Origin of the sequence: Stenotrophomonas sp. P2112 (genome assembly GCF_041897515.1) — a bacterium.
Lineage (GTDB): Bacteria > Pseudomonadota > Gammaproteobacteria > Xanthomonadales > Xanthomonadaceae > Stenotrophomonas > Stenotrophomonas sepilia.
On sequence record NZ_CP169216.1, the window covers coordinates 2013864 to 2038638 of the forward strand.

The 24775-nt window shown below is 65.6% G+C and carries 18 protein-coding genes; 5 read left to right on the plus strand and 13 right to left on the minus strand.

Translation table 11 applies throughout. The annotated features are described in order from the left end of the window. Window positions 1-9: 9 nt before the first annotated feature. Window positions 10-600 carry a transcriptional regulator BetI gene (betI, locus tag ACEPA4_RS09355; RefSeq protein WP_065177626.1) on the minus strand — a complete coding sequence of 197 codons (591 nt, stop codon included), beginning with the start codon at window positions 598-600 and terminating at the stop codon, window positions 10-12. Between the two features lie 170 nt (window positions 601-770). Here betI and ACEPA4_RS09360 point away from each other — a divergent pair, with 170 nt between their 5' ends. After that, window positions 771-2321 (plus strand): BCCT family transporter, encoded by a 1551-nt coding sequence (locus ACEPA4_RS09360; RefSeq protein ID WP_065184928.1) that lies wholly within the window; start codon window positions 771-773, stop codon window positions 2319-2321. A 151-nt stretch (window positions 2322-2472) separates the two neighbouring features. Here ACEPA4_RS09360 and acnA read toward each other — a convergent pair whose 3' ends face one another. Together acnA and bamE are read right to left on the minus strand one after the other, a co-directional pair. After that, window positions 2473-5226 (minus strand): aconitate hydratase AcnA, encoded by a 2754-nt coding sequence (gene acnA, locus ACEPA4_RS09365; protein WP_065184926.1) that lies wholly within the window; start codon window positions 5224-5226, stop codon window positions 2473-2475. Between the two features lie 376 nt (window positions 5227-5602). Further along, window positions 5603-5962 (minus strand): outer membrane protein assembly factor BamE, encoded by a 360-nt coding sequence (bamE, locus tag ACEPA4_RS09370; RefSeq protein WP_065177629.1) that lies wholly within the window; start codon window positions 5960-5962, stop codon window positions 5603-5605. 183 nt (window positions 5963-6145) lie between these two features. On the opposite strand from bamE, the gene ACEPA4_RS09375 reads away from it, so the two are divergent. The 4 genes from ACEPA4_RS09375 to ACEPA4_RS09390 all read left to right on the plus strand — a co-directional run bounded on the left by ACEPA4_RS09375 (window position 6146) and on the right by ACEPA4_RS09390 (window position 11318). Next, a complete protein-coding gene (locus tag ACEPA4_RS09375) occupies window positions 6146-6370 on the plus strand; it encodes an AbrB/MazE/SpoVT family DNA-binding domain-containing protein (RefSeq protein WP_099554759.1) in 225 nt (74 codons plus the stop codon). A 6-nt stretch (window positions 6371-6376) separates the two neighbouring features. Further along, entirely contained in the window at window positions 6377-6775 is a 399-nt protein-coding gene (locus ACEPA4_RS09380; protein ID WP_005416402.1) for a type II toxin-antitoxin system VapC family toxin, read from the plus strand. Window positions 6776-6819: 44 nt separating this feature from the next. Then, complete coding sequence (acnB, locus tag ACEPA4_RS09385; protein WP_065177630.1) at window positions 6820-9411, plus strand: bifunctional aconitate hydratase 2/2-methylisocitrate dehydratase; 2592 nt, start codon at window positions 6820-6822, stop codon at window positions 9409-9411. A 158-nt stretch (window positions 9412-9569) separates the two neighbouring features. Then, a complete protein-coding gene (locus ACEPA4_RS09390) occupies window positions 9570-11318 on the plus strand; it encodes a WG repeat-containing protein (protein WP_262089621.1) in 1749 nt (582 codons plus the stop codon). A gap of 96 nt (window positions 11319-11414) precedes the next feature. Here ACEPA4_RS09390 and ACEPA4_RS09395 read toward each other — a convergent pair whose 3' ends face one another. From ACEPA4_RS09395 to ACEPA4_RS09440, 10 genes are all read right to left on the minus strand, one after another. Beyond that, entirely contained in the window at window positions 11415-11786 is a 372-nt protein-coding gene (locus ACEPA4_RS09395) for a hypothetical protein (protein ID WP_134731698.1), read from the minus strand. A 238-nt stretch (window positions 11787-12024) separates the two neighbouring features. Further along, the gene (locus ACEPA4_RS09400) at window positions 12025-13098 is read right to left on the minus strand and encodes a chemotaxis response regulator protein-glutamate methylesterase (RefSeq protein WP_155760296.1); all 1074 of its coding nucleotides are present in this window, start codon (window positions 13096-13098) and stop codon (window positions 12025-12027) included. Continuing rightward, window positions 13095-13691: a chemoreceptor glutamine deamidase CheD gene (cheD, locus tag ACEPA4_RS09405; protein ID WP_065177632.1), complete on the minus strand. Its 597-nt coding sequence runs from the start codon at window positions 13689-13691 to the stop codon at window positions 13095-13097. Before cheD ends, ACEPA4_RS09400 begins: the two co-directional genes overlap by 4 nt. Then, a complete protein-coding gene (locus tag ACEPA4_RS09410; RefSeq protein WP_049416359.1) occupies window positions 13688-14557 on the minus strand; it encodes a CheR family methyltransferase in 870 nt (289 codons plus the stop codon). Before ACEPA4_RS09410 ends, cheD begins: the two co-directional genes overlap by 4 nt. Before the next feature lie 37 nt (window positions 14558-14594). Next, the gene (locus ACEPA4_RS09415; protein ID WP_374083031.1) at window positions 14595-16877 is read right to left on the minus strand and encodes a methyl-accepting chemotaxis protein; all 2283 of its coding nucleotides are present in this window, start codon (window positions 16875-16877) and stop codon (window positions 14595-14597) included. A gap of 733 nt (window positions 16878-17610) precedes the next feature. Then, a complete protein-coding gene (locus ACEPA4_RS09420; RefSeq protein ID WP_138953772.1) occupies window positions 17611-19989 on the minus strand; it encodes a methyl-accepting chemotaxis protein in 2379 nt (792 codons plus the stop codon). Window positions 19990-20090: 101 nt separating this feature from the next. After that, window positions 20091-20474, minus strand: a complete 384-nt coding sequence (locus ACEPA4_RS09425; protein WP_005416411.1) for a hypothetical protein — start codon at window positions 20472-20474, stop codon at window positions 20091-20093. Between the two features lie 136 nt (window positions 20475-20610). Then, complete coding sequence (locus tag ACEPA4_RS09430; RefSeq protein WP_005416412.1) at window positions 20611-21102, minus strand: chemotaxis protein CheW; 492 nt, start codon at window positions 21100-21102, stop codon at window positions 20611-20613. Window positions 21103-21281: 179 nt separating this feature from the next. After that, window positions 21282-22055, minus strand: a complete 774-nt coding sequence (locus ACEPA4_RS09435; RefSeq protein WP_005416413.1) for a flagellar brake protein — start codon at window positions 22053-22055, stop codon at window positions 21282-21284. Window positions 22056-22215: 160 nt separating this feature from the next. Continuing rightward, the gene (locus ACEPA4_RS09440) at window positions 22216-24465 is read right to left on the minus strand and encodes a methyl-accepting chemotaxis protein (RefSeq protein WP_329843960.1); all 2250 of its coding nucleotides are present in this window, start codon (window positions 24463-24465) and stop codon (window positions 22216-22218) included. Window positions 24466-24775 lie beyond the last annotated feature (310 nt).

A 24775-nucleotide genomic window follows, 5' to 3' on the forward strand; every position in this document is an offset into this window, starting at 1 on the left:
CTGAAGCGCTTATAGCGCGGCAGCCTGCAACTGGAAGTCGATGTAGCCGTAAGCGATGCGCCGGGACTTCTCGGCGTTGAACTGGCCGCCGACCAGGCTGCCGCGCAGCCACAGGCCATCGATCATCGCGGCCAGGCCGCGGGCGGCCAGGCGGGCCTGCGGGTGGGGCAGCAGGCGGTTGAACTGGTGGCACAGGTTGGAGAACAGGCGCTGGTCGTTGGCGCGCTGCAGCCGGGCCAGTTCCGGCTGGTGCATGCTGGCGGCCCAGAAGGTGAGCCAGACGCGCATCGCGGTGCCGTTGATCTGGCTGTCGTCGAAGTTGCCATCGACGATGGCGCGCAGCTGCTCGCGCGGGTTGTCGCTGGCGTCTGCGCGATAGCGGGCGACGGCGTCCTTCAGTTCGCGCAGGATCTGCCGCATTGCAGCATTGAGCAGGCCGTCCTTGTCGCCGAAGTAGTGGGCGACGATGCCGCTGGACAACCCCGCCTTCTTCGCGATGGTGGCGACGGTGGCATCGGCCATGCCGATCTCGTCGATGGTCTGGAAAGTGGCCCGGATCAGCTGTTCGCGCCGTACCGGTTCCACGCCTTTCTTCGGCATTGTCTCTCCACGGTTTGCGACCCGAAGGATCGGGCTGCCCGCCATTATGCTTTTTATTGATTGAACGTTCAATCAATAAACCATAGGATGCGCTCGCGCCCCACGCCATGGGCCCGGTTTACCGGTCCGGCCCCGCCCATGTGCTCCCTCGGACTTGATGAGACGACCCCATGTCTTCCCTGGCTCATCCCAAGCGTTCGCCCCTGCGCTTGAACCGTTTTGTCTTCCTCAGCTCCTCAGTGTCGATCGGCATCCTCGGGCTGCTCACCGTGCTCTATCCCGAAGGCAGCGAGCACTGGCTGCAATGGGCGCAGGCCGAGGTCTCGGCCGCGTTCGGCTGGTGGTACATGCTGCTGATCGTGCTGTGCCTGGGCTTCGTGCTGTGGCTGGCGTTCTCGCCGTACGGCCGCATCCGCCTGGGCCACAACGAAGAGTCACCGGCCTTTGGCTATGTTGCCTGGGTCTCGATGCTGTTCTCGGCCGGCATCGGCATCGCGCTGCTGTACTACGGCGCCTATGAGCCGCTGGACCATTTCCTGCACCCGCCCGGGCAGCCCGGCGGCACCGTGGCCGCCGGCCGCGAGGCGATGGTGCTGACCTTCCTGCACTGGGGCCTGCATGGCTGGGCGTTGTATGCGCTGGTCGGCGTGGCACTGGGCTATTTCGCCTATCGCCGGGACCTGCCGCTGGCGCTGCGCTCTGCGTTGTACCCGGTCTTCGGTGAGCGAATTCATGGCCGCATCGGCGACATGGTCGATGGCTTCGGCATTCTGGCCACGCTGATCTCGATGGTGACCAACCTCGGCATCGGCGCCCTGGTGGTGCAGTCCGGCCTGGTCTACCTGTTCCACATCCCGGATACGCCGCAGGTGCTGGTGGTGATCGTGCTGGTGATGATGGTCGTGGCCACCATCGGCGTGGTCGCTGGCGTGGAAAAGGGCATTGCCTGGCTGTCCAACCTCAACGTGCGCCTGCTGTGTGGCCTGCTGCTGTTCGTGCTGGTCACCGGCCCGACCCTGCACCTGTTCGATGGCCTGATCCAGAACACCGGCGATTACCTCGGCGCGTTCGTGCGCAAGAGCTTCGACATGTACCTCAACGACCCCAAGGGCCGTGAGTGGATGGGTTCGTGGACGCTGTTCTACTGGGCGTGGTGGATCGCCTGGGCGCCGTTCGTCGGCCTTTTCGTGGCGCGCATCTCGCGCGGCCGCACCATCCGCGAAGTGATCTTGGGCGTGTTGCTGATCCCGCTCGGCTTCACCCTGGCCTGGCTGTCGATCTTCGGCAACACCGCCATCGACCTGGTGCTCAACCATGGCCAGGCGATCCTGGGTGACGTGGCCCAGCACGATGCAGCGATGACCTTGTTCAAGCTGCTGGAATACCTGCCTGCGGCGCCGTACGTGGCCGGTGCTGCGGTGGTGATCGGCTTCGTGCTGTTCCTGACCCCGGTCGACTCGGGCACGCTGATGATCGCCAACCTGTGCACCCGTCGCGTTGACGATGGCGTGGAAGATGGCCATGACGCGCCGATCTGGCTGCGCGTGTTCTGGGCCGCCGGCATCACTGTGGCCAGCGTCGGCCTGCTGCTGGCTGGCAATTTCAGCGCGATGCAGACGGCGGTGGTGCTGTGCGGCCTGCCGTTCTCGTTCACCCTGGCGTTCTACATGTGGGGCCTGTTGAAGGCCCTGCGCACCGACCCGGATGCGCCGCGCCGCTGAGCGGGCATCCGGCATCCATCCCGATGCCGCCGATGAGGCAGTAGAGCCAGGCCATGCCTGGCTGCGGTGAAACAGCAAGGGCCGGATCCGTGAGGATCCGGCCCTTGCTGTTTGCTCCCGGGATTCGCCGGGCATGGCCCGGCGTTACCCATTACTTGGCTGCCAGCTGGCGAAGCACGTACTGCAGCAGGCCGCCATGACGGAAGTACTCGACTTCCTTCGGGGTCAGCAGCATTACCGAGACCTCAAAGGTCTTCTTCGTGCCATCGGCCTTGGTCGCGGTGACCGTGGCGCGCTTGCTGGCACCGTCCTGCAGGCCGGTGATGTCGATCACTTCCGAGCCGTCCAGGCCCAGCGTCTGTGCGTTCTCGCCGTTGCGGAACTGCAGCGGCAGCACGCCCATGCCGACCAGGTTGGAGCGGTGGATGCGCTCGAAGCTCTCGGCGATGACCGCCTTCACCCCCAGCAGCAGGGTGCCCTTGGCCGCCCAGTCACGCGACGATCCGGTGCCGTATTCCTTGCCGGCCAGCACCACCAGCGGCACCTTGTCGGCCTTGTACTTCATGGCCGCGTCGTAGATCGCCAGCTTTTCCGGCTGGCCACCACCGGTCGGGTAGTACAGGGTGTTGCCGCCTTCCTCGCCACCGAACATCAGGTTCTTGATGCGGATGTTGGCGAAGGTGCCGCGGACCATCACGTCATCGTTGCCGCGACGGCTGCCGTAGCTGTTGAAGTCGGCCGGCTGCACGCCGCGCTCCTGCAGGAAGCGGCCTGCCGGCGAGTCCTTCTTGATGTTGCCGGCCGGGGAAATGTGGTCGGTGGTGATCGAGTCGCCGAACAGGCCCATCACGCGTGCGCCGTGCACGTCGTCGATGCTGCCGGTCTGCATGGTCATGCCATCGAAGTAGGGCGGGTTCTTGATGTAGGTGGAGGCGTCGCTCCACGCGTACAGGTTGCCGTCCGGCGAGGCGATGGTGTTCCAGCGGGTGTCACCCTTGAACACATCGGCGTAGTTCTGCTTGAACATCTCCGGGCCAATGGTGGCGGCGATGACGTCGCCGATTTCCTTGTTGCTCGGCCAGATGTCGCGCAGGAACACCGGCTGGCCGTCGCTGCCGGTGCCGAGCGGCTGGGTGGTCAGGTCGATGTCGGTGGTGCCGGCGATGGCATAGGCCACCACCAGCGGCGGGCTGGCCAGGTAGTTCATCTTCACTTCGGGGTGCACGCGGCCCTCGAAGTTGCGGTTGCCCGACAGCACCGAGGTGACCACCAGGTCGCCGGCGGCAATGCCGGCGCTGACTTCGGTCGGCAGCGGGCCGGAGTTGCCGATGCAGGTGGTGCAGCCGTAGCCGACCACGTAGAAGCCGATCTTCTCCAGCTCCTTCAGCACGCCGGCCTTTTCCAGGTAATCGGTCACCACGCGCGAGCCTGGGCCGAGCGAGGTCTTGACCCACGGCTGGCGGTTCAGGCCCTTGGCGGCCGCGTTGCGGGCCAGCAGGCCGGCACCGATCATCACCGCCGGGTTGGAGGTGTTGGTGCAGGAGGTGATGGCCGCGATCACCACCGCGCCATCCTTCAGCCGCACCTTGCGGCCTTCGATCTCGATGTCGGCGAAGCCCTTGGTCAGCTGCTCGTTGCCGACCGCGGCGCCGCCGCCTTCGTTGACGAAGGTGGCAACGTCCTCGCTGCGCTTGTCACGGTTGGCGGTCATGCCGACCAGCGCTTCGCGGTAGTTCTTCTGCACGTCTTCCAGCAGCACGCGGTCCTGCGGGCGCTTCGGGCCGGCGAGCGACGGCTTCACCGTGCCCATGTCCAGTTCCAGCGTGCTGCTGTATTGGGCGTGCGGGCTGCCGGGTTCGTGCCACAGGCCCTGCGCCTTGGCGTAGGCCTCGACCAGGTTGATCTGCTCTTCGCTGCGGCCCGACAGGCGCAGGTAGTTCAGCGATTCCGCGTCGATCGGGAAGATGCCGCAGGTGGCGCCGTACTCCGGGGCCATGTTGCCGATGGTGGCGCGGTCGGCCAGCGGCAGGTGCTGCAGGCCGTCACCGTAGAACTCGACGAACTTGCCCACCACGCCCAGCTTGCGCAGCATCTGGGTGACGGTCAGCACCAGGTCGGTGGCGGTGGCGCCCTCGGGCAGCTTGCCGGTCAGCTTGAAGCCGACCACCTGCGGGATCAGCATCGACGACGGCTGGCCGAGCATGGCGGCCTCCGCTTCGATGCCACCCACGCCCCAGCCGAGCACGCCGATGCCGTTGATCATGGTGGTATGGCTGTCGGTACCGAACACGGTGTCGGGGTAGGCAATGTCCTTGCCATCCTTCTGCGCGGTCATCACCACGCGGGCCAGGTTTTCCAGGTTCACCTGGTGGACGATACCGGTGTTGGGTGGCACCACCTTGAAGTTGTCGAAGGCCTTCTGGCCCCAGCGCAGGAAGCCATAGCGTTCCTGGTTGCGCTGGAACTCGATCTTGCCGTTGAGGTCCAGCGCGTCGGGCTTGCCGAACACATCGACCTGCACCGAGTGGTCGATGACCAGTTCGGAGGGAATCTGCGGATTGATCTGCTCCGGCTTGCCGCCGAGCTTGACCACCGCATCGCGCATCGCGGCCAGGTCGACCACGCAGGGCACGCCGGTGAAGTCCTGCAGGACCACGCGCGCCGGCATGAACGCGATCTCGGTGTCCGGCTCGGCCGCCGGGTTCCAGCGGGCCACGGCTTCGATGTGGTCCTTGCCGACAGTGATGCCGCCGTCCTCGTGCCGGAGCAGGTTCTCCAGCAGGATCTTCATCGAGTAGGGCAGGTGGGAGATATCGAAGCGCTGGCCCAGCGTGGGCAGGCTGAAGTAGTCGTAGGTCTTGCCACCGACGTTCAGCTGGCTGCGGGTGGAGAACGAATCGCTCATGCGGGTTAACTCCTTCTTGCGGATGGCTTGCAGTGGCCCGCGCATGGGCAGGCCTGCTTGCGGTGGCCGGCAGTCCGTGCCGCCGGGCAGAAGGCCAGTATCGCCGATGCCGTCGGGGCCGCAGAACTGCGGGCTCAGAACGCAAGGTTATAAATTCGTATGTAGTTTTCGTGTCATGGCGCCGCCGAACCTAGTGCGGGCTGACAGGCTCGAGGCAGTGCCGTATGGCGCCGGGGGACAGGAGGACGACAGCATGGGGGGGCTGCAGGCGCTGGGGGCGGAGCCGTGCTGAGCGATGGTCATCGTGGCGGTCGAGGCGTTCTTGACCGGGCACGGGGGGCGCGCCGCCGACGGGCAGCGCGCCAGTCAGTGGCGATCAGCCACCCAGGAACGGATTGCCGGTCTTGGCGGGAGCCGCGCCCTTGGATTTCACCTTGAGTACGTTGTCCTTGCCGAACTCAAAGACGGTCGATTCCTGCACGTTCTTTCCGAAGTGCTTGATCTTGGCGTAGTCGTAGTACCAGACCTGGATGTCGCCAAGCTGCTCACGACGCGTCGGCGCTCCAAACTTCTCGCGGACCTGGTCCTGGGTCGCCTTGCCCACCTCCAGCTCGTCCAGTTGCTTCTGGGTGATCTCAGTGCCGGTGGTGTGGGCCGCGAACGGATTGGCGTGGGCCGGGCCTGCGGCCAGGGCCAGGGGGGTGGCCAGAGCCAGGGTCAGGATGAATGCGCGCATTGAACGTCCTTTTATGACGAAGGGGGCGTGCGGTGCCGGAGTGTCCCGGCCCGGTACAGCGAGTGCTGCCCGGCCAGTCTAGCGGTCGAATGCGACTGATTCTGGTTCAAGGTCACAGTTCGCCCGATTTGAGGTGTTTACGTCAGGTATGTATAATTCATACATACTTTTTGAGGCCTACCCATGGAAGCCACCGTTGCAGAACGCGGACAGATCACCCTGCCCAAGGCGGTGCGTGATGCCCTCGGCCTGACCAAGGGCACGCTGCTGAAGGTCGAGCTGGACGGCAGCCGCATCATCCTGCGCAAGAGTGTTGACGATGCCATTTCACGGGCGCGCGGCAAGTTCGCGCTGGACGGCTTCGAGTCATCCGAGGCGGCCGTGCGCGCGGTGCGTGACGAGGAGTAAGCCGTGATGATCGCCGTCGATTCGCCGGTGCTGGTCGAGCTGCTCAGCAATGGCCCGCAGGCCGATGCCGTGGAAGCCATCCTCCGGCAGAGCCTGGTCGGTGGCCGCGTGGTGGTCTGTGGCGCAACCCTCGCCGAAGTGTGCGCATCGCTGCGCGGTGGTGCCGAGGTGCTCGAAGCGCTGGAAGAGATGGGCGTGCACTTCAACCCGATGGAAGCCAAGTCGGCGCTGCGCGCCGGCGAGATGCACCGCCGTCACCGCCAGCGCGGCGGTAGCCGTCGCAGCCTGGACGAATTCATGGTCGGCGCCCACGCACTGCTGCAGTGCGACGGCCTGATCACCTGGAACGACACGTTTTACCGCGACTACTTCAAGGGCCTGAAGCTGATCGTGCCGCACGCCTGAGCCCACTTTTGATTTTTCAACCTACGCATTACCCGGGAGTTGTCATGTTGGAAGCCTACCGCCACCACGTCGCCGAGCGCGCTGCGCTTGGCATCCCGCCGCTGCCGCTGAGCGCGCAGCAGACGGCCGATGTCATCGAACTGCTGAAGAACCCGCCGCAGGGCGAGGCCGAGTTCCTGCTCGACCTGCTGACCCACCGCGTGCCGGCCGGCGTCGATGACGCGGCCAAGGTCAAGGCTTCGTACCTGGCGGCGATCGCGCTGGGCAGCGAGCAGAACCGGCTGATCAGCCGCGAGCGCGCCACCGAACTGCTGGGTACCATGCTCGGCGGCTACAACGTTGCACCGCTGGTGCAGCTGCTGGACGACGCCAGCGTCGGCACCATCGCCGCCAACGGCCTGAAGAAGACCCTGCTGGTGTTCGATGCGTTCCATGACGTGCAGGAGAAGGCCAAGGCCGGCAACGCCAACGCCCAGGCCGTGCTGCAGAGCTGGGCCGATGCCGAGTGGTTCACCAGCAACCCGGAAGTGCCGCAGAGCCTGACCGTCACCGTGTTCAAGGTGCCGGGCGAAACCAACACCGATGACCTGTCGCCAGCACCGGACGCGACCACCCGCCCGGACATTCCGATGCACGCGCTGGCGATGCTGAAGAACAAGCGCGACGACGCGCCGTTCACCCCGGAAGAAGACGGCAAGCGCGGCCCGATCCAGCAGATCCTGTCGCTGAAGGACAAGGGCCACCTGGTCGCCTACGTCGGCGACGTGGTCGGCACCGGCTCCTCGCGCAAGTCGGCCACCAACAGCGTGCTGTGGTGGACCGGCGATGACATTCCGTACATCCCGAACAAGCGCGCTGGCGGCGTGTGCCTGGGCGGCAAGATCGCCCCGATCTTCTACAACACCATGGAAGATGCCGGTGCGCTGCCGATCGAGCTGGACGTGTCGAAGATGGAGCACGGCGATGTCATCGAGCTGCGTCCGTACGAAGGCAAGGCGCTGAAGAACGGCGAAGTGATCGCCGAGTTCCAGGTCAAGTCCGACGTGCTGTTCGACGAAGTGCGTGCCGGTGGCCGCATCCCGCTGATCATCGGCCGTGGCCTGACCGGCAAGGCGCGCGAAGCGCTGGGCCTGGCCCCGACCGACCTGTTCCGCCTGCCGGTGCAGCCGGCCGATACCGGCAAGGGCTTCTCGCTGGCGCAGAAGATGGTTGGTCGCGCCTGTGGCCTGCCGGAAGGCCAGGGCATGCGCCCGGGCACCTACTGCGAACCGAAGATGACCTCGGTCGGCTCGCAGGACACCACCGGCCCGATGACCCGTGACGAGCTGAAGGACCTGGCCTGCCTGGGCTTCTCGGCCGACCTGGTGATGCAGTCGTTCTGCCACACCGCCGCTTACCCGAAGCCGGTGGACGTGAAGACGCACCACACTCTGCCGGAGTTCATCTCCACCCGTGGCGGCGTTTCCCTGCGCCCGGGCGACGGCGTGATCCACAGCTGGCTCAACCGCATGCTGCTGCCGGACACGGTCGGCACCGGCGGTGACTCGCACACCCGTTTCCCGGTGGGTATTTCGTTCCCGGCCGGCTCGGGCCTGGTCGCCTTCGCCGCTGCCACCGGCGTGATGCCGCTGGACATGCCGGAGTCGGTGCTGGTGCGCTTCAAGGGCAAGATGCAGCCGGGCGTGACCCTGCGTGACCTGGTCAACGCGATCCCGCTGTACGCGATCAAGTCGGGCCTGCTGACCGTGGCCAAGGCGGGCAAGAAGAACATCTTCTCCGGCCGTATCCTGGAAATCGAAGGCCTGCCGGAGCTGAAGGTCGAACAGGCGTTCGAACTGTCCGACGCCTCGGCCGAGCGTTCGGCGGCCGGTTGCTCGGTGCGCCTGAACAAGGAACCGATCATCGAGTACCTGACCAGCAACATCACCCTGCTGAAGTGGATGATTGCCGAGGGTTACCAGGATCCGCGCTCGCTGCAGCGTCGCATCGAGAAGATGGAAGCGTGGCTGGCCAACCCGCAGCTGCTGGAGCCGGACGCGGACGCCGAGTATGCCGCCGTCATCGAGATCGACCTGGCCGACATCCACGAGCCGATCGTGGCCTGCCCGAACGACCCGGACGACGTGAAGACCCTGTCCGAAGTGGCCGGTGCCAAGATCGACGAGGTGTTCATCGGTTCGTGCATGACCAACATCGGTCACTTCCGCGCCGCCGCCAAGCTGCTGGAAGGCAAGCGTGACCTGCCGACCCGCCTGTGGGTGGCCCCGCCGACCAAGATGGACGCCTCGGAGCTGACCAAGGAAGGCGTGTACGGCACCTTCGGCGCTACCGGCGCACGCATGGAAATGCCGGGCTGCTCGCTGTGCATGGGCAACCAGGCGCAGATCCGCGAAGGCTCCACCGCGATGTCGACCTCGACCCGCAACTTCCCGAACCGTCTGGGCCGCAACACCAACGTGTACCTGGGTTCGGCGGAACTGGCGGCGATCTGCTCGCGCCTGGGCCGCATCCCGACCAAGGAGGAGTACATGGCGGACATCGGCGTGATCAACGCCAATGGTGCGGAGATCTACCGCTACATGAACTTCGACCAGATCGAGGAATACCAGGACGTGGCCAGCACGGTCGCTGCCTGATGCGGTAGTGCCGGCCGCTGGCCGGCATCCCGTTGAAAGGAAGAACCCCCGGTGAGAACCGGGGGTTTTTTGTGGACGGGCCACTTTCGTAGAAGTTGCATTTCAGTAGAGATGCATCGCGCCTACCGTGGATGCCCACAATTTCGGTCCTGCGCAAGATGCGCCGCTCATTCCTGCTGCCTCCCAGTCCTACCCATCGCCGCACCGTCACCACCCAGGCGTTGGGCATTCTGCTGGCCTCTGCACTTCTGACCATTGCGCCATCGGCAGGGGCAACGTCGGCGCCTGCAATGCTACAGCCCACCGAGCCGCCGCCACGTTTCGACAGGACTACACGCCACGGCCTCTGTCATGAGGGCCGCTGCGTGGTGCTGGATGGCACCGGTCGGCAACTTGCCGAGCATCGGGGAATGCAATACCTCCGCCCCTTCAAAAATGGGGTGGCGGTCTTCGAAAGGGGGGAGAACAGGGGCGTCATGAATTCAGAAGGGCGTATCGTCCTTGAAGCGCATTACGACTCGGTTGAGGTACATGGCAACGGGATGATCGAAGCCAAGGTATTGCTGCGGAGCCCGCCCAAGGCGTACACGCGAATCGACTTCTTCAATGCACGAGGCCGATTGGTGCGTCGGTTTGAGGAGAAAGGCGAGATCGATCTCCTGCGCTCGGCGTCCTGGGCAGGAAACCCGGCTGTAGAACTCTGCAACAGTGAAAAGCGGCGCTGCACGACCCACTTCCTTGACGCAAAGGGCAGGTCCGGTCCCGTTTTCAGTGTCTTTGGTAGCTTTGGTCCCGTGGGTCATGAGGGGGAAGTGGCCATCGCTTCGCGCGATGGTGTCCACTTTGGCCTGGTTGATCGATCACTGGCAGGCATAGGGCGCCAGGACTACGATCAGATGACCTTCAACAGTTCGGGTTTCGCGCTCGCCACCCAGGGCGGGAACGACACGGTGCTGGATCCCCACGGGGTGCAAGTGGCGCCCATGGGTCGATATCGGTTCAAGTTTGGTCGGGGTGGGTACCTGCTTTCTGCGGTAGCCGAAGACGGCCAGTGCCTGCATTTCACGCGCGCGGGTTTGATGTTTCCGACGCCTGCAGGCCACTGTATGAAGACAGATGAGTTCGCTGAACGAGTGGGGTATGTAATCTTCAGTTCGGAAGATGATGAATACGTTGTAGGCCTGGATGGGTCGCTGCGCTCCCTGCAACGCGCTGCAGGCCTGCATCCGTTGAACCGCAGGATCGTCGAGTATCAAAAGCCCGGCGAAGCGGGGGTGCGTTTCATGATGCTGGAAGATGGCAGCATCTCGTCTTCCCTGTACTACCGACTTGCGCCTTTTCAAACCGCGGAAGGGCTGGATGACCAACTGCTGTTGGCCCAAGCCGATGGAGGATGGGGTGTAATAGATGCTACGGGTGCTTGGCTGATTCCTCCTCGCTACCGTCGAATAAGACCATTGGGTCCGAATCTGGTCGCGGCATTCGAACGGCCGGGATATGACCCCGGGTATCACATACTCGATCTGCGTGGCAATGCGGTGGCCGATTTCACGCTGCATGATCCCTTGCCGGATTTTTTGGCGGATGGAACAAGAGTCTATGCGCTCTCACTACGTGGCCGTTGGGGTCTTCTGGATGAGTCGGGGCGGTGGAGGCTGGCGCCCCGCTACGGCTACGTGAATGTTTCGAAAGGCCTGGTTTCAGTGCGTGAGCGAAACAGTGCCGGTGATATTACGGTTAATTTTCTTGACCCGGACACAGAAACGACGCTGTTCGAACAGGGATTTCTATCGATTCATTCTCGACCGGATGGTCTGTTTGAGACGTTGAAGACAGATCAGACCTTGGAGCTGATCAAGCTCGACGGGACCGTTCTGGGGCGTCTGCATCCTCGTCCCAGCCAATAGTCGGACCATTGACTGCTTGGTATGGCTGGAGCCTGGTGCGATCCAAATGAAAGATCTGGGCGTGTTGGAAACAACGCAACGCTCAGGCTTCCGGCGCTACTGCACGGTCCAGTCTGCGCTGCCTTCCAGCCGACGGCCGCCGATCAGCACGTTGCCGCTCTTACCGGAGACATCCATCTCGAACCAAGGCAGTCCATCTCGGTCAAGTGGACGCACGTAGGCCTGGCGCTTTGCACGGTTGAATTCGATGTAGTAGCGGCGATGCACGTTGGGGTACGGCGGGATAGACGGGCCTTTCCAGCTGACGCTTACCGCGCCGGGATCTTCGCGACCCACCAGCATCAGCATGAAGAACACATCACCCTGCTTGGCCTCGAAGTAGAACAGATCGCCACTGGCGCTGGCGGGTGCCAGTGGCAATGAAAGCAGTACGGCCGCCAGGGCGGCCTTCCATATGCCTTTGATCATGTGCAGCATTCCTTGTGCAATACCGCTATCAAAGCACACATGCGGGTAGCGCGTTGAAACGAAGAACCCCGATGAAAGCCGGCACCTTTTCTTGTTGCCTGATGGCCTGTAGCGCCGAGTCCATGCTTGGCTGCTGTTCGTGCGATGCGCGATGAGTCGAGCGCGGCTCGACTCTACAAAGGCATCCACGCATGGCGTGGATCTACTGCCCGCGGTGTCCTTGAGCCGGGGCGCGCTATCAGCCGCGAGCGAGCGCCAGCAGCCGCTCGGCAATCCGTTCCAGTGGCACCTGTTCCTCAGCGGCGCCGAGTTTGAACGCGGCACCGGGCATGCCCCAGACCACGCTGGTCGCTTCGTCCTGCACCAGCGTTGGGGCGCCGGCCTGGCGCATTTCCAGCAGGCCGCGCGCGCCGTCGTCACCCATGCCGGTGAGGATGGCACCGATGGCATTGCCACCGGCGCTCTGCGCGACCGAGCGGAACAGCACGTCCACCGCGGGCTTGTGCCGGTTCACTGCCGGGCCGTCGTCGACGCGGCAGCGCCAGCGCGCACCGTCGCGGATGATGCGCAGGTGCTTGCCGCCGGGCGGGAGGTAGGCGTGGCCGGGCAGCACCGCTTCGCCGTCGCTGGCCTCGCGCACGGCCATTGCCGAGTGTCGGTCCAGGCGTTCGGCAAAGGCGCTGCTGAAGCTGGCCGGCAGGTGCTGGGTCATCACCACGGCGGGTGCATCGGCAGGCATGCCTTCCAGCACCACGCGCAGCGCTTCGGTGCCACCGGCTGACGAGCCGATCGCGATCAGGCGGTCGGTGGTACGGAACTGCGGCGAGGCAGCACGCGTCGCCGGCGCTGCGTCCAGCGTGAGCTTGGGGGCGCTGGCACGCACCAGCGGACGCACGCGCGAGCGGGCCGCCATCTTGACCTTGGCGATGATCTCCTCGGCATAGCCCTGCAGGCCGCGGGCCACGTCCAGCTTGGGCTTGGAGACGAAATCCACGGCGCCCAGCGCCAGTGCCTGCAGGGTGGTGTCGGCGCCTCGCTCGGTCAGCGAAGAAATCATCACCACCGGCAGCGGATGCAGGCGCATCAGGTTTTCCAGGAACGCCAGCCCGTCCATGCGCGGCATTTCCACGTCCAGGGTGATCACGTCCGGGAGCAGGCGCTTGATCTTCTCGCGTGCCAACAGCGGGTCAGCCGCGGTGCCGACCACGTCGATGGCCGGGTCGCTGGACAGGATTTCCGTGAGCATCTGCCGCACGACGGCGGAGTCGTCGACGATCAGGACCCGGCAGGGGGCGTTGCCGGTCAGGGTCATTCGAACAGCTCCACGCCGCCGGTGACCGGCGCCTTGGACAGGCGTGCACGTACCGCCGATTCGGTCGCGGCCACTTCGGCCTCATGGGCATGCGGCAGGCGCTGCACCACCACGCGGCCGGTATCGGCGAAGAACCAGATCTTGCGCGGATGGATGCCGCACAGGTCCTCGGCAATGATCGGAATGTGCTCGGCCTGAAGGTACTGGCGGACAAACTCGGCGTTGCGGGTGCCAACCGGGTTGCTGGTGAAGCCCTTCAGCACGTTGGCGCCACCGAACACCTTGGCCTCGATGCGCTTGCGGTGGGCACCACGCTTGAGCATGTCGTTGATCAGCAGTTCCATCGCGTAGCTGCCGTAGCGCGCGGGCGCGCCGTCACCGGCGTTGCCCTCGGGCAGCAGGAAGTGGTTCATGCCGCCGATCTTCAGCACCGGGTCGCGCAGGCAGGCGGCTACGCACGAGCCCAGCGTGGTGGTCAGCGCGGTGGTGTCATCGACCACCAGGTACTGGGTCGGCAGCAGCTTGGCGGCGACGGTCTGGAAGCGCGCATCCTGGTAGCGCATGACATCGTCGGTACGCAGCGAGGCATTCATGCGCCGGCCTTCGCCGCACGGCGGTACAGGGTGCGGCCGCAGGGCTGGATCAGGTCGGCGGCGTGCAGATAGTTCTCCGAATGGCCGGTGTAGAGCAGACCGTCATCGGCCAGGTGCTGCACCAGGCGGCCGAGGATCGCGCGCTGGGTCGGCTTGTCGAAGTAGATCATCACGTTGCGGCAGAACAGTGCGTCGAACGGGCCACCGACGTCGTAGCGCGGGGCGAGCAGGTTCAACGGGCGGAATTCGATCAGCTCGCGCAGCGCAGGCAGCACGCGGCACTGGCCCTCGTTGGGGCCGCTGCCACGCTGGAAGTAGCGGCGGCGCAGGTCCGGATCGAGGCTGGCGACGCGATCGATGTTGTAGACGCCACGGCCGGCGGTGGCCAGCACCTGGGTGTCGACGTCAGTGGCGATGATGCGTACCGGCGGCTTCAGGGTGCCAAAGGCCTCGCACGCGGTGATCGCCATCGAATAGGGCTCTTCGCCGGTGGACGCCGCGCACGACCACAGCAGCAACGGCGTGCGGCTGGAGCGCTGCTGCAGTTCTTCGCGCAGCTTGTCGAAGTGGTGCGGTTCGCGGAAGAACGAGGTCAGATTGGTGGTCAGGGCGTTGGTGAACGCCTGCCACTCGTCACCATCTTCCTGCTCCAGATGGTCCAGGTACTGCTGGAAGCTGCGCATGCCCAGCGTGCGCAGGCGGCGCGAAAGGCGGCCATAGACCATGTCGCGCTTTGCCGGCGCAAGCGCAATGCCCACGCGCTGGTAGATCAGGTCGCAGACGCGGCGGAAATCACGGTCGGCGAACTCGAATTCGCGTGGGCCGGTAACGATGGGAGTAGGACTTTGCACGGGGGACGTGTCCATCGGCGGGGGCAGCGGCCGAAGCCGCTACGGGTGGGTCTCAGAATTCCTGCCAGTCGCTGTCGCTGGCGACGAAGGTGCCGGCGTTGCTGCTACGACGTGGCGATATCGGTGCAGGTGCTGCCGCGCGGCTTGGCTGCGGAGGTGCCACGGTGGTGACTCTCGCCGGCTCGACCCGCGCGGCAACGGCCTGCATCGCGGCCGAGACCTGGTTGTCGAGCCGGAAGATCGCCACGGCATCTGCAAGCTGTGCGGCCTGGTCTTCCATCGCACGTGCGGCAGCGGTGGCTTCCTCCACCAGCGCGGCGTTCTGCTGGGTGGTTTCGTCCATCTGCACCACGGTCTGGTTGACCTGCTCGATGCCCGCGCTCTGCTCCTGCGAGGCGGCGGAAATCTCGGCCATGATGTCGGTCACGCGCTGCACCGAGGCGACGATCTCGCCCATGGTGCTGCCGGCCTGGTGGACCAGGCTGGAGCCCTCGGCAACCTTGCCGACGGAGTCGTCGATCAGGCCCTTGATCTCTTTGGCGGCAGCCGCCGAGCGCTGGGCGAGGGTGCGCACTTCGCTGGCGACCACGGCGAAGCCGCGGCCCTGTTCACCGGCACGCGCGGCTTCCACGGCGGCATTCAGCGCCAGGATGTTGGTCTGGAACGCAATGCCGTCGATGACGCTGATGATCTCGGCGATCTTCTTCGACGAGGCTTCGATGGCCGACATGGTGGTGACCACTTGGCCGACGACTTCACCGCCCTGCGAGGCGACGCCATGGGCGCCGATGGCGAGCTGGTTGGCCTGGCGGGCGTGCTCGGCGTTCTGGCGCACGGTGGAGGTCAGTTCCTCCATCGAGGCCGCGGTTTCCTCCAGGTTGGCGGCCTGCTGCTCGGTACGGCGCGACAGGTCGCTGTTGCCCGAGGCGATCTCGCCGGCGGCCAGGGTGATGCTGGAGGCGCTGGCCTGGATCTGGCCGACGATCTGGGTCAGCTGCGCGACCGTGGCGTTGGCATCGTCGCGCATGCGGGCGAACACGCCCTGGTAATCGCCGTGCATGCGCGCGGTCAGGTCGCCCTCGGCGATGGCCGACAGCAGCTGCGACAGCTTGCCGAGGTTGTCATCGCTGACCGCCATCATCGCGTTGAGGTTTTCCAGCATCAGGCGGAAATCGTGGTCGAAGCGCTGCGCATCGCCTCGGCGGCTGAAGTCGCCGGCAGCAGCGGCGCTGGCCAACTGCTTGATCTCGGCGTTGATGCGGCCGAGGTTGGCCTTGACGGTGTCGACGGTGGTGGTCATCGCCGCCTTCTCGCCCGGGTAGCGGGCGATGTCGCGGCTCAGGTCACCAACCGCGTACTGCTGCACCACGTCCAGCACATCGTGCAGGGTCTGCACGTGGCTACCCACCAGGGCGTTGGTTTCCTGGACCATCAGCCCGTACTCGCCGGGGAAGGCGCTGGCGTCGATGCGGTAGCTGAGTTCGCCACCGTCGTGGCGGCGGGCCATTTCGCGCTGGCCGGTGATTACGGCATGCAACTGCTGCTGCATGCCGGCCATGGCGTCCAGCAGGCGGCCGGTTTCATCGTGCGGCTGCGGGCCGATATGGCTGTCGAGCTTGCCGGCGGCGATGCCCTCGGCGACGGCCGTGGCCTGCTTCAACGGCACGGCGATGCGATTGCCGATGACCCAGCTCAGGGCCAGTACGATCAGCACCAGGACGCCGCCGGAGACTGTCATGATGGCAGTGAACACCAGCGCCTGCTTCTGCACGTCGTCCATGTAGACGCCACTGCTGACCACCCAGTTCCACGGCGCAAACAGGCCGGCGTAGGCGACCTTCTCGACGTCGCCCTTGCTGCCCGGCTTGGCCCAGCGGTAGTTGACGAAGCCGCCGCCGGCGCGAGCCGCTTCGACCTGGTCGTAGTAGATCCGTACGCCGTCGTCGGTGTGGAAGTCCTTCATGTCCTTGCCGACCAGGTCCTTGCGGAACGGGTGCATCAGCAGCCGGTAGCCGGTGTCGTAGACGTTGAAATAGTAGGTATCGCTCTCTGCACGCATCACTTCCAATGCCTGCAGCGCGGCGCGCTTGGCAGCCTCTTCGCTGAGTTCGCCGGTACCGGCCAGGCGGTGGTAGTGCTGCAGGATGCCGTAGCTCAGTTCGACCTGGGTCTTCAGTGCGGTCTTGCGGGTCTCGGTGAGATCCAGGTACTGCATGCGGGCGGCGATCACCGAGAGCGCGATCACGCCGAGCGCGATGAGCAGCGTCAGCAGGTTGAGCTTGCGCCGGACGGAAAGATTGCTGAAGTAGTGTTGCCAGCGATGCAGGAGATTCATCGAGCAGGACCAGGTCGAAGCGGGCGGGCGGCGCCGTGCCGGTCACGGCGGGACAAGCGGTGACAACCCCGTTATCGGCCGTCAGGGCGGGGGATTGAGGTGCGGTGTCCGAACGTATTCAGGTTTCCGTGCAGCGGCGGCTGCGGCGCTGCCTGCGGCAGGCTGGTTTTGAAGCAACAGCAACAGCAACAGCAGTTGGTCGGCGCTGGATTGTCAGTAGGTGGCTGGGCCGGGGTGGGCAGCCAGGACACGCCGTAAACCCGTCCATGGGGGCTCGATGGCGCCATCCATGGCGCCAACGGTCCTGCCTACCCACCCCGGCCCAGCCCTCTCGGCATTTCGGTGTCGGACGGAAAGAGCGTTGGGGTTCCAGGTGGAAAGAGGGGGCAGATCCGTTTTCCGCAGGAAAACGGATCTGACCCCGGAAGTGACCTGGCTTTTGTTTTTTGCTCTTCTTTCTTCAATCCGGGGTGGACGCGCACGGAAACTGTCCGTGGCCGGGAGGGTGGGTTGCGCAGGGGTGTCCGCGGCATGGATGCCGCGGCCAAGCCCCCATGGACGGGTTCACGGCGTCCCCTGCGCGACCCACCCTCCCGGCCCGAGCGAAGGAAATCCGCAGCTTTCCGTGACCACCCCGAGGGGCTTCGCCGTTGGCTGGATATCCAGATACCCCGTAAACAAAAACGCCCCAGCACAGGGCCAGGGCGTGTTCGTGGATCAGGTCAGGCCGGCATCAGAATTCCTGCCAGTCTCCGTCGGCCAGTTCGGTGGCCATCGGGCGACCGCCGGCGGTGCGGCGGGCCGGCGGTGCGACCGGTGCCGGGGCGGCCGGCGCGGTGGCTCGCGGGGCCGGGGCTGCGGCGACGCGCGGGGCGGCGACGACCTCGGCCTCATCGACCACGAAGATCGACACCGCTTCGCTGAGATGGCCGGCCTGTTCTTCCATCGCACGTGCGGCAGCGGTGGCTTCCTCCACCAGCGCGGCATTCTGCTGGGTGGTTTCGTCCATCTGCACCACGGTCTGGTTGACCTGCTCGATGCCGGCCGACTGTTCCTGCGAGGCGGCGGAGATCTCGGCCATGATGTCGGTCACGCGCTGCACCGAGGCGACAATCTCGCCCATGGTGGCGCCGGCCTTGTGCACCAGCGCCGAGCCATCGTTGACCTTGCCGACCGAGTCGTCGATCAGGCCCTTGATCTCCTTGGCGGCGGCGGCCGAGCGCTGGGCGAGGGTGCGCACTTCGCTGGCAACCACGGCAAAGCCGCGGCCCTGTTCACCGGCACGCGCGGCTTCCACGGCGGCGTTCAGTGCCAGGATGTTGGTCTGGAACGCAATGCCGTCGATGACGCTGATGATCTCGGCGATCTTCTTCGACGAGGCTTCGATGGCGGACATGGTGGTGACCACCTGGCCGACGACCTCGCCACCCTGCGAGGCGACGCCATGCGCGCCGATGGCGAGCTGGTTGGCCTGGCGGGCGTGCTCGGCGTTCTGGCGCACGGTGGAGGTCAGTTCCTCCATCGAGGCCGCGGTTTCCTCGAGGTTGGCAGCCTGCTGCTCGGTGCGGCGCGACAGGTCGCTGTTGCCCGAGGCGATCTCGCCGGCGGCCGAACTGATCGCGCGGCTGGACTGCTTGATGCGGGTGACGATCTCGCTCAGCTGCGCGGCGGTGGCGTTGGCATCGTCACGCATGCGGGCGAACACGCCCTGGTAGTCGCCGTGCATGCGCACGGTCAGGTCACCCTGCGACAGTGCCGCAAGCAGGCCGGAGATCTGTTCGATGCTGCCAGCGTTGGCATCCAGCAGGCCGTTGATCTGCTGGGCCAGCTGCAGGAAGAAGCCTTCCTTGTCGGTCGCGTCGATGCGGCCGGACAGGTCGCCGGCGGCAGCCTGGGCGATCACGCGGGCCACTTCGGCTTCGACCTGCGCTTCCTGGGTACGGTCGCGCCATTCCACCACGTAGCCGACGGTGTCGCCGCCTTCATTGCGGATGGTCGAGACCACCTGGGCGAACTGGGCATCGCCATACTGCATCGGGCGACGGGCGACGCCGTGTGCCTTCAGGTTACCCAGCAGGGTCTGGTCCATCTCGCCGCGGTGTTCAAGCACGGTGACCGGCTTGCCGATCAGCGAGGCCTGGGCATCGAAGTCCGGCAGGTCGCGGCGAACTTCGTCCTGGTACTGGCTCAGGGTCTGCTGCAGGGCGCGGTTGCTGTAGACGATGGTGTTGCTGGTGTCGGTCAGGTACACGCCGGTCGAGCTGTAGTCCAGCGCGGTACGGATGCGCAGATTCTCGCGGGCCACGGCCTGGTCGGTCTCGATGCGCTCGCGGAGGTCGCGCTGCATGCGCTGCATGGCCTGCATCAGTTCGCCCACTTCGTCCTGGCGGCTGACGTCGATATGACCATCGAGCTTGCCACCGGCGACGTCGTTGGCGACCGAGACGGCGCCACGCACGCTGCCGACCAGTGCGCGGGCGAACAGCCACACCAGCACCAGGCCGAGTGCGGCGCCACCCAGCAGGGCGATCACGGTCAGCACGGCCGAGGCGGAATAGGTGGAGGCGGCCTCTTCGCGCGAGGCGCGGGCGAGGCGGTTGTCTTCGGCGATCAGCGCTTCCAGCGCCGATGCAGCCTTGCGGTGCTTGGTACGGGTTTCGCCGACGAAGGTATCGATGGCATCGTCTGGCAGGTCAAGTTCCAGCATCTCGGTGACGCTGTCATAGGACGCCAGCGCATCCTTCCATTCCTTGGCGAAGGTGTCGAACAGCTTCTTCTGTTGTGCGTTGTCGACCAGCTTCGGATAGTCCTTGATCGACTTGTCCATGCTGGTGCGCAGGTCGACGGCCTGCTTGCGCGCATCGGACTTGACGTCGTCGCTGGCGCGGATCAACTGCTGGTAGGCGGCATTGCGGTATTCGCCCAGCATGCCGCGCATCTCGCCGGCGAGGCGGATGCTTTCCATGCGTGAACCGGCCAGCTCGGTGGTGACGTTGTTCAGCGAATGCAGGCCGCGATAGGCGACGATGCCCTGCAGCAGCATCACCAGCAGGAGGACGCCGAAGGTCAGCAGCAGCTTCGGCATCAGTTTCAGGTTGTTGATCCACGGCATGGGCGTTGCGAGCTCCTAAGGCAGACGCGCCCGGGCATCGGGCCCGGTTGCAGCAGAAACCACGCCGGCACCAGGTCCGGCGTGGTTCGACGGACAGCGGATTACTTGATGTTGGCCAGCTTCAGCCCAGCCGGCGAGCTGACTTCGATTTCCGCGCGCGAGGCGTCGCGCTGGATCTTGCCGATCACGCAGACGGTCTTGCCTTCCAGGGTTTCCAGCGGGAAGGAGAACTTGCCGCGGTTCTCGCCGGCGATGCGGGCCGAGAAGGTGTGGCGCGGGAAGGCGCCGCCCATGTACAGGAAGGTCGGCTGGCCTTCGGAACCTTCTGCGTAGCGGGCCTTTTCAACCTTGCCACAGACCATGCCGTCCTTGCCGACCGAACGCGGGGCCAGTTCCGGCGGGATCATGTCAGCCGACTGGGCGAAAGCGGAGGCGGCGGTGGTGGCCAGGACAGCGGCCGAAACGAACGCAAGCAGGGACTTCATCGAGGGGTATCTCCGGGGATGGTAACGGTCGGGCCGGCCCTGCGCGCTCCTGCGCGGCCGGCTTCTGTCCCCCTATCGGCATCGCCGGGGGGAACTGAAGGGTTTTGTGACCGGAACGTGAAGCAGTTCCGTTTACTCAGGCGGCGACGTCTTCGGTGAGGCTGGCCTGGCCCATGTCGGCGCTGTCGAGCAGGGTCTCGATGTCCAGCAGGATCAGCATGCGATCGTCGTGGGTACCGATGCCGGAGATGAAGCGGGTATCGACAGCGGCACCGAATTCCGGGGTCGGTCGGATCTGCTCGGCCGACAGCGGGATCACGTCGGAGACGCTGTCGACGACGATGCCGACCACGCGGTCTTCGACGTTCAGCACGATCATCACGGTGAAGGCGTCGTAGCGGGCGTTGTCCAGGCGCAGCTTCAGGCGCAGGTCGATCACCGGGACGATGGTGCCACGCAGGTTGATCACGCCCTTGATGTAGTCCGGGGCATCCGGCACGCGGGTAACCGCGTCGTAGCCACGGATTTCCTGCACCTTGAGGATGTCCACGCCGTAGTGCTCGTCACCAAGGGTGAAGCTGAGGAATTCGCCACCGGTGCTGGCGGCGGAGCTGGTCTTGTCGTTCATCGAGGGGTCCTGGTTCTGCCGGAAGTCCCGGTGTCAGGCTCGATATCGGCCCCGCTGGGGGGGACTTTAGGTGCCCGGGCAGTGGATGGGGTCAGATCCCTTTTCAGGGAAAAGGGATCTGACCCCGGCATGCGTTCCAGGGTTGCCGGCCATCGGCCGGCACTACCGGTCGGGCGGCCTCAGAGCTCGCCGTTGCGGCGTGCCTTGCGTTGGCGGTCGATGCGGAAGATGTAGCGCTGGATGGCGCTGTCGGCGCCGCGCGGCAGGCTGTCGAAGCGCATGCCCACGCGCTTGACCTCGATGCCGTTGGGCTGGCGCTGGGGCAACAGGTTGCAGACCACCAGCGCGATGTCCAGGTCGGGGCCGTCCGGCAGCGACAGCTGCGCCGGATAGCGCTTCTGCAGGCCGAACACCGCGCAGTCATTGGGAACCACCACGGCCAGGCCACCGCCACTGATGTCCACCACGCGCATCGACAACGCTTCGGCGCGCGCTTCGCCGGGGGGCAGCAGCAGCTGCGGTGAGTCGGTGACCGGGGTCTCCAGCCGATACAGCTCGCGGCGCTGCAGGTGCACCAGTTCTTCCGGAAGCGGGGCGCGGAAGGCCACGTGGCCGTCGTTGTCCACGCGCTGCAGTTCGTGCAGGCGGAAACGCACCAGCACCCGTTCGAGCTGGGCGAAGCACAGCAGGTGATCGGCCTGCTCGGCGGCGCGGTTGGAGGCTTCCTGCGGGCTGCCATCGAGCAGCAGGTAGTCCTCGTCCTCGTCGAGGTCGAGCAACGCAGTGGGGAACGAACGGTCACGGCCGTCGATGTGCGCGTTGATCAGTGATCGCTGGTCGATCAGCGAGCGCAGCAGCTGCCGCAGCTGGCGCGGGTTGCGGACCAGGAAGCGCTCGTCAGCGGCGTCGGCCGCGTGGACATCATGCACTGCAGTGTCGTTGCCGTCGGACATGGAATCTACGGTCAGGGGCGGGCGCCAGCACGCGTTGGTGCGAGGCTCGATGGGGATATCGGCCTCTGCACCGGATTATGAAGTGGGATTTGCATCACTTTCTACGCGTAAGGGGTCAGATCCCTTTCCTGCGGGAAAGGGATCTGACCCCGTGGTTCTGTCAGAACTCCTGCCAGTCGCCGTCGGCAGCCAGTGCCGGCTGGGCTGTCGCGGTGCGCAGCGCACGTGCCGGGACCGTTCTTGCCGCCGGTGCGGCGGCGGCGACCTGGCGCGGTACCGGTGCCGCCAGCGGGCGTGCCGGAATGGCCGTCGTGCCGTGCGATGCCAGCCGGAAGCGGGCCACGGCTTCACCCAGCTGCACGGCCTGGTCCTCCATCGCACGTGCGGCAGCGGTGGCTTCCTCCACCAGCGCGGCATTCTGCTGGGTGGTTTCGTCCATCTGCACCACGGTCTGGTTGACCTGCTCGATGCCCGCGCTCTGTTCCTGCGAGGCGGCGGAGATCTCGGCCATGATGTCGGTCACACGCTGCACCGAGGCGACGATCTCGCCCATGGTGCTGCCGGCCTGGTGCACCAGGCTGGAGCCCTCGGCGACCTTGCCGACCGAGTCGTCGATCAGGCCCTTGATTTCCTTGGCGGCAGCGGCCGAGCGCTGGGCGAGGGTGCGTACTTCACTGGCAACCACGGCGAAGCCGCGGCCCTGTTCACCGGCACGCGCGGCTTCCACGGCGGCATTCAGCGCCAGGATGTTGGTCTGGAACGCAATGCCGTCGATGACGCTGATGATCTCGGCGATCTTCTTCGACGAGGCTTCGATGGCCGACATGGTGGTGACCACCTGGCCGACGACCTCGCCGCCCTGCGAGGCGACGCCATGGGCGCCGATGGCGAGCTGGTTGGCCTGGCGGGCGTGCTCGGCGTTCTGGCGCACGGTGGAGGTCAGTTCCTCCATCGAGGCCGCGGTTTCCTCCAGGTTGGCGGCCTGCTGCTCGGTGCGGCGTGACAGGTCGCTGTTGCCCGAGGCGATCTCGCCGGCGGCCAGGGTGATGCTGGAGGCGCTGGCCTGGATCTGGCCGACGATCTGGGTCAGCTGCGCGACCGTGGTGTTGGCATCATCACGCATGCGGGCGAACACGCCATTGAACTGACCTTCCATGCGCGCGGTCAGGTCGCCGGTGGCGATCGACTGCAGCAGCTGCGAGAGCTGGCCCAGGTTGCCGTCAGCCACCTGCATCATGGTGTTGAGGTGCTCGATCATCAGCTTGAAGTCGTGCTGGAACCGCTGTGCGTCGCCGCGCTGGCTGAAGTCACCGGCGGCGGCCGCCGCAGCCAGGTGCTGGATCTGCGAATTGATGGCCAGCAGGCTGGCCTTGGCCGCGTCCATGGATTCGTGCAGGATCGCGCGGCTGCCGGGCAGGCGGCGTGCGTCAGGGCTCAGGTTGCCGATGGCGTACTGGTTGAGTACTTCAATGGCATCGACGATCGCATCGAGGTGCTCGAAGATCACCGTGTTGATGCCGTTGGCCAGCTGGCCGTAGACACCCGGGAAATCTTCCGGGATGCGATGGCTGATGTCCGGGCCAGCGTGCATCTGTGCCATCAGCTGTGTCTGCTCGCTGAAGCGTCGCAGCATCGCCGTCATCTCGGCGGTGGCAGCGAGCATCCTGCCGGCTTCATCCTTGCTGGTGGCTTGGGTGCTGACGCTGAGATCACCGCGGGCAACGGCCTGGATGGCATGCACGGCCTTGCCGAGTGGGCCGGTCACTGCCCGCGAGATGACGATGGCCAGCGCGGCAGCGACCAGCGACAGCAGCACGATGCAGCCGATGATGGCAATCATGCTGGTGCGGTGGGTGGCGTTGGCGTCGGCAATCTTGCCGTCCATCTGGCCGGCGATGTGGGTTCCCAGTGCCTTCATTGCAGCGAAGAGGTCGCGACGCGCCGGGCGCGACTGCTCGTCGGAGATCTGCTGGGCCTGTGTGCCATCACCGGCGGCCACGGCGTCGCGCATCGCCTTGTTTGCGGCGAAGTAGCGGTCCAGCTGCGCGCTGGCCGCGCGATACAGTTCACGCTCCTTGTCCAGCGCCGGCAGCGCCGCGTACGCCGCCAACTCGTCATGCACGGCCTTGGCGGTGTCGTCCATGCGCTTGTTGTAGTCGGCGACCTTGTCCGGCTGGTCGAGCATGCTCAGCTGGGCCAGTTCGTAGGTGCGGAACTCGCCCAGCTGCGAGCGTGCCTCGCCCAGGTGCTGGACCGAGGGGATATCGTTGCCAGCCATCTCGCGCAACTGCGCGTTGGCCTCGCTCAGGCGCACCAGTGCGAAGGCGCCGAGGATCAGGGTCATCAAGGTGGTGAGGGTGAACCCCACGGCCAGCTTGCGGGCGATGGGCAGATCTTGGAACCACTTCATGCAGGGTGCTCCAGGTGGGCAGAGTGCCGGCGTCTGTGCGCCGGTTCGGGGGTGGTTGCAGAGCGAACGGGGGTGCCCGGTGGGGTTCGGTGACGACCGTCAAAGCGAAATAACGGCGCCGTCCGCGCGGACTTTATGGACGCAGATCACATTCGGTTGCGTAGGGATGACGGCGCAAAAGTGCTGGTCTGGCGGGGCTTGCGCTCGGATGACGTGGTTGCGCGCGAAACCATCGCCTCGACGGAGTTCACAGAAGGGATGGGGTCAGATCCCTTTTCCCTGAAAAGGGATCTGACCCCGGCTGGAATGG

What these genes read in the sequence shown, in the direction of transcription:
- betI (WP_065177626.1), bottom strand. Translation starts at nt 600, where the DNA reads ATGCCGAAGAAAGGCGTGGAACCGGTACGGCGCGAACAGCTGATCCGG.
- ACEPA4_RS09360 (WP_065184928.1), top strand. Translation starts at nt 771, where the DNA reads ATGTCTTCCCTGGCTCATCCCAAGCGTTCGCCCCTGCGCTTGAACCGT.
- acnA (WP_065184926.1), bottom strand. Translation starts at nt 5,226, where the DNA reads ATGAGCGATTCGTTCTCCACCCGCAGCCAGCTGAACGTCGGTGGCAAG.
- bamE (WP_065177629.1), bottom strand. Translation starts at nt 5,962, where the DNA reads ATGCGCGCATTCATCCTGACCCTGGCTCTGGCCACCCCCCTGGCCCTG.
- ACEPA4_RS09375 (WP_099554759.1), top strand. Translation starts at nt 6,146, where the DNA reads ATGGAAGCCACCGTTGCAGAACGCGGACAGATCACCCTGCCCAAGGCG.
- ACEPA4_RS09380 (WP_005416402.1), top strand. Translation starts at nt 6,377, where the DNA reads ATGATCGCCGTCGATTCGCCGGTGCTGGTCGAGCTGCTCAGCAATGGC.
- acnB (WP_065177630.1), top strand. Translation starts at nt 6,820, where the DNA reads ATGTTGGAAGCCTACCGCCACCACGTCGCCGAGCGCGCTGCGCTTGGC.
- ACEPA4_RS09390 (WP_262089621.1), top strand. Translation starts at nt 9,570, where the DNA reads ATGCGCCGCTCATTCCTGCTGCCTCCCAGTCCTACCCATCGCCGCACC.
- ACEPA4_RS09395 (WP_134731698.1), bottom strand. Translation starts at nt 11,786, where the DNA reads ATGATCAAAGGCATATGGAAGGCCGCCCTGGCGGCCGTACTGCTTTCA.
- ACEPA4_RS09400 (WP_155760296.1), bottom strand. Translation starts at nt 13,098, where the DNA reads ATGACCCTGACCGGCAACGCCCCCTGCCGGGTCCTGATCGTCGACGAC.
- cheD (WP_065177632.1), bottom strand. Translation starts at nt 13,691, where the DNA reads ATGAATGCCTCGCTGCGTACCGACGATGTCATGCGCTACCAGGATGCG.
- ACEPA4_RS09410 (WP_049416359.1), bottom strand. Translation starts at nt 14,557, where the DNA reads ATGGACACGTCCCCCGTGCAAAGTCCTACTCCCATCGTTACCGGCCCA.
- ACEPA4_RS09415 (WP_374083031.1), bottom strand. Translation starts at nt 16,877, where the DNA reads ATGAATCTCCTGCATCGCTGGCAACACTACTTCAGCAATCTTTCCGTC.
- ACEPA4_RS09420 (WP_138953772.1), bottom strand. Translation starts at nt 19,989, where the DNA reads ATGCCGTGGATCAACAACCTGAAACTGATGCCGAAGCTGCTGCTGACC.
- ACEPA4_RS09425 (WP_005416411.1), bottom strand. Translation starts at nt 20,474, where the DNA reads ATGAAGTCCCTGCTTGCGTTCGTTTCGGCCGCTGTCCTGGCCACCACC.
- ACEPA4_RS09430 (WP_005416412.1), bottom strand. Translation starts at nt 21,102, where the DNA reads ATGAACGACAAGACCAGCTCCGCCGCCAGCACCGGTGGCGAATTCCTC.
- ACEPA4_RS09435 (WP_005416413.1), bottom strand. Translation starts at nt 22,055, where the DNA reads ATGTCCGACGGCAACGACACTGCAGTGCATGATGTCCACGCGGCCGAC.
- ACEPA4_RS09440 (WP_329843960.1), bottom strand. Translation starts at nt 24,465, where the DNA reads ATGAAGTGGTTCCAAGATCTGCCCATCGCCCGCAAGCTGGCCGTGGGG.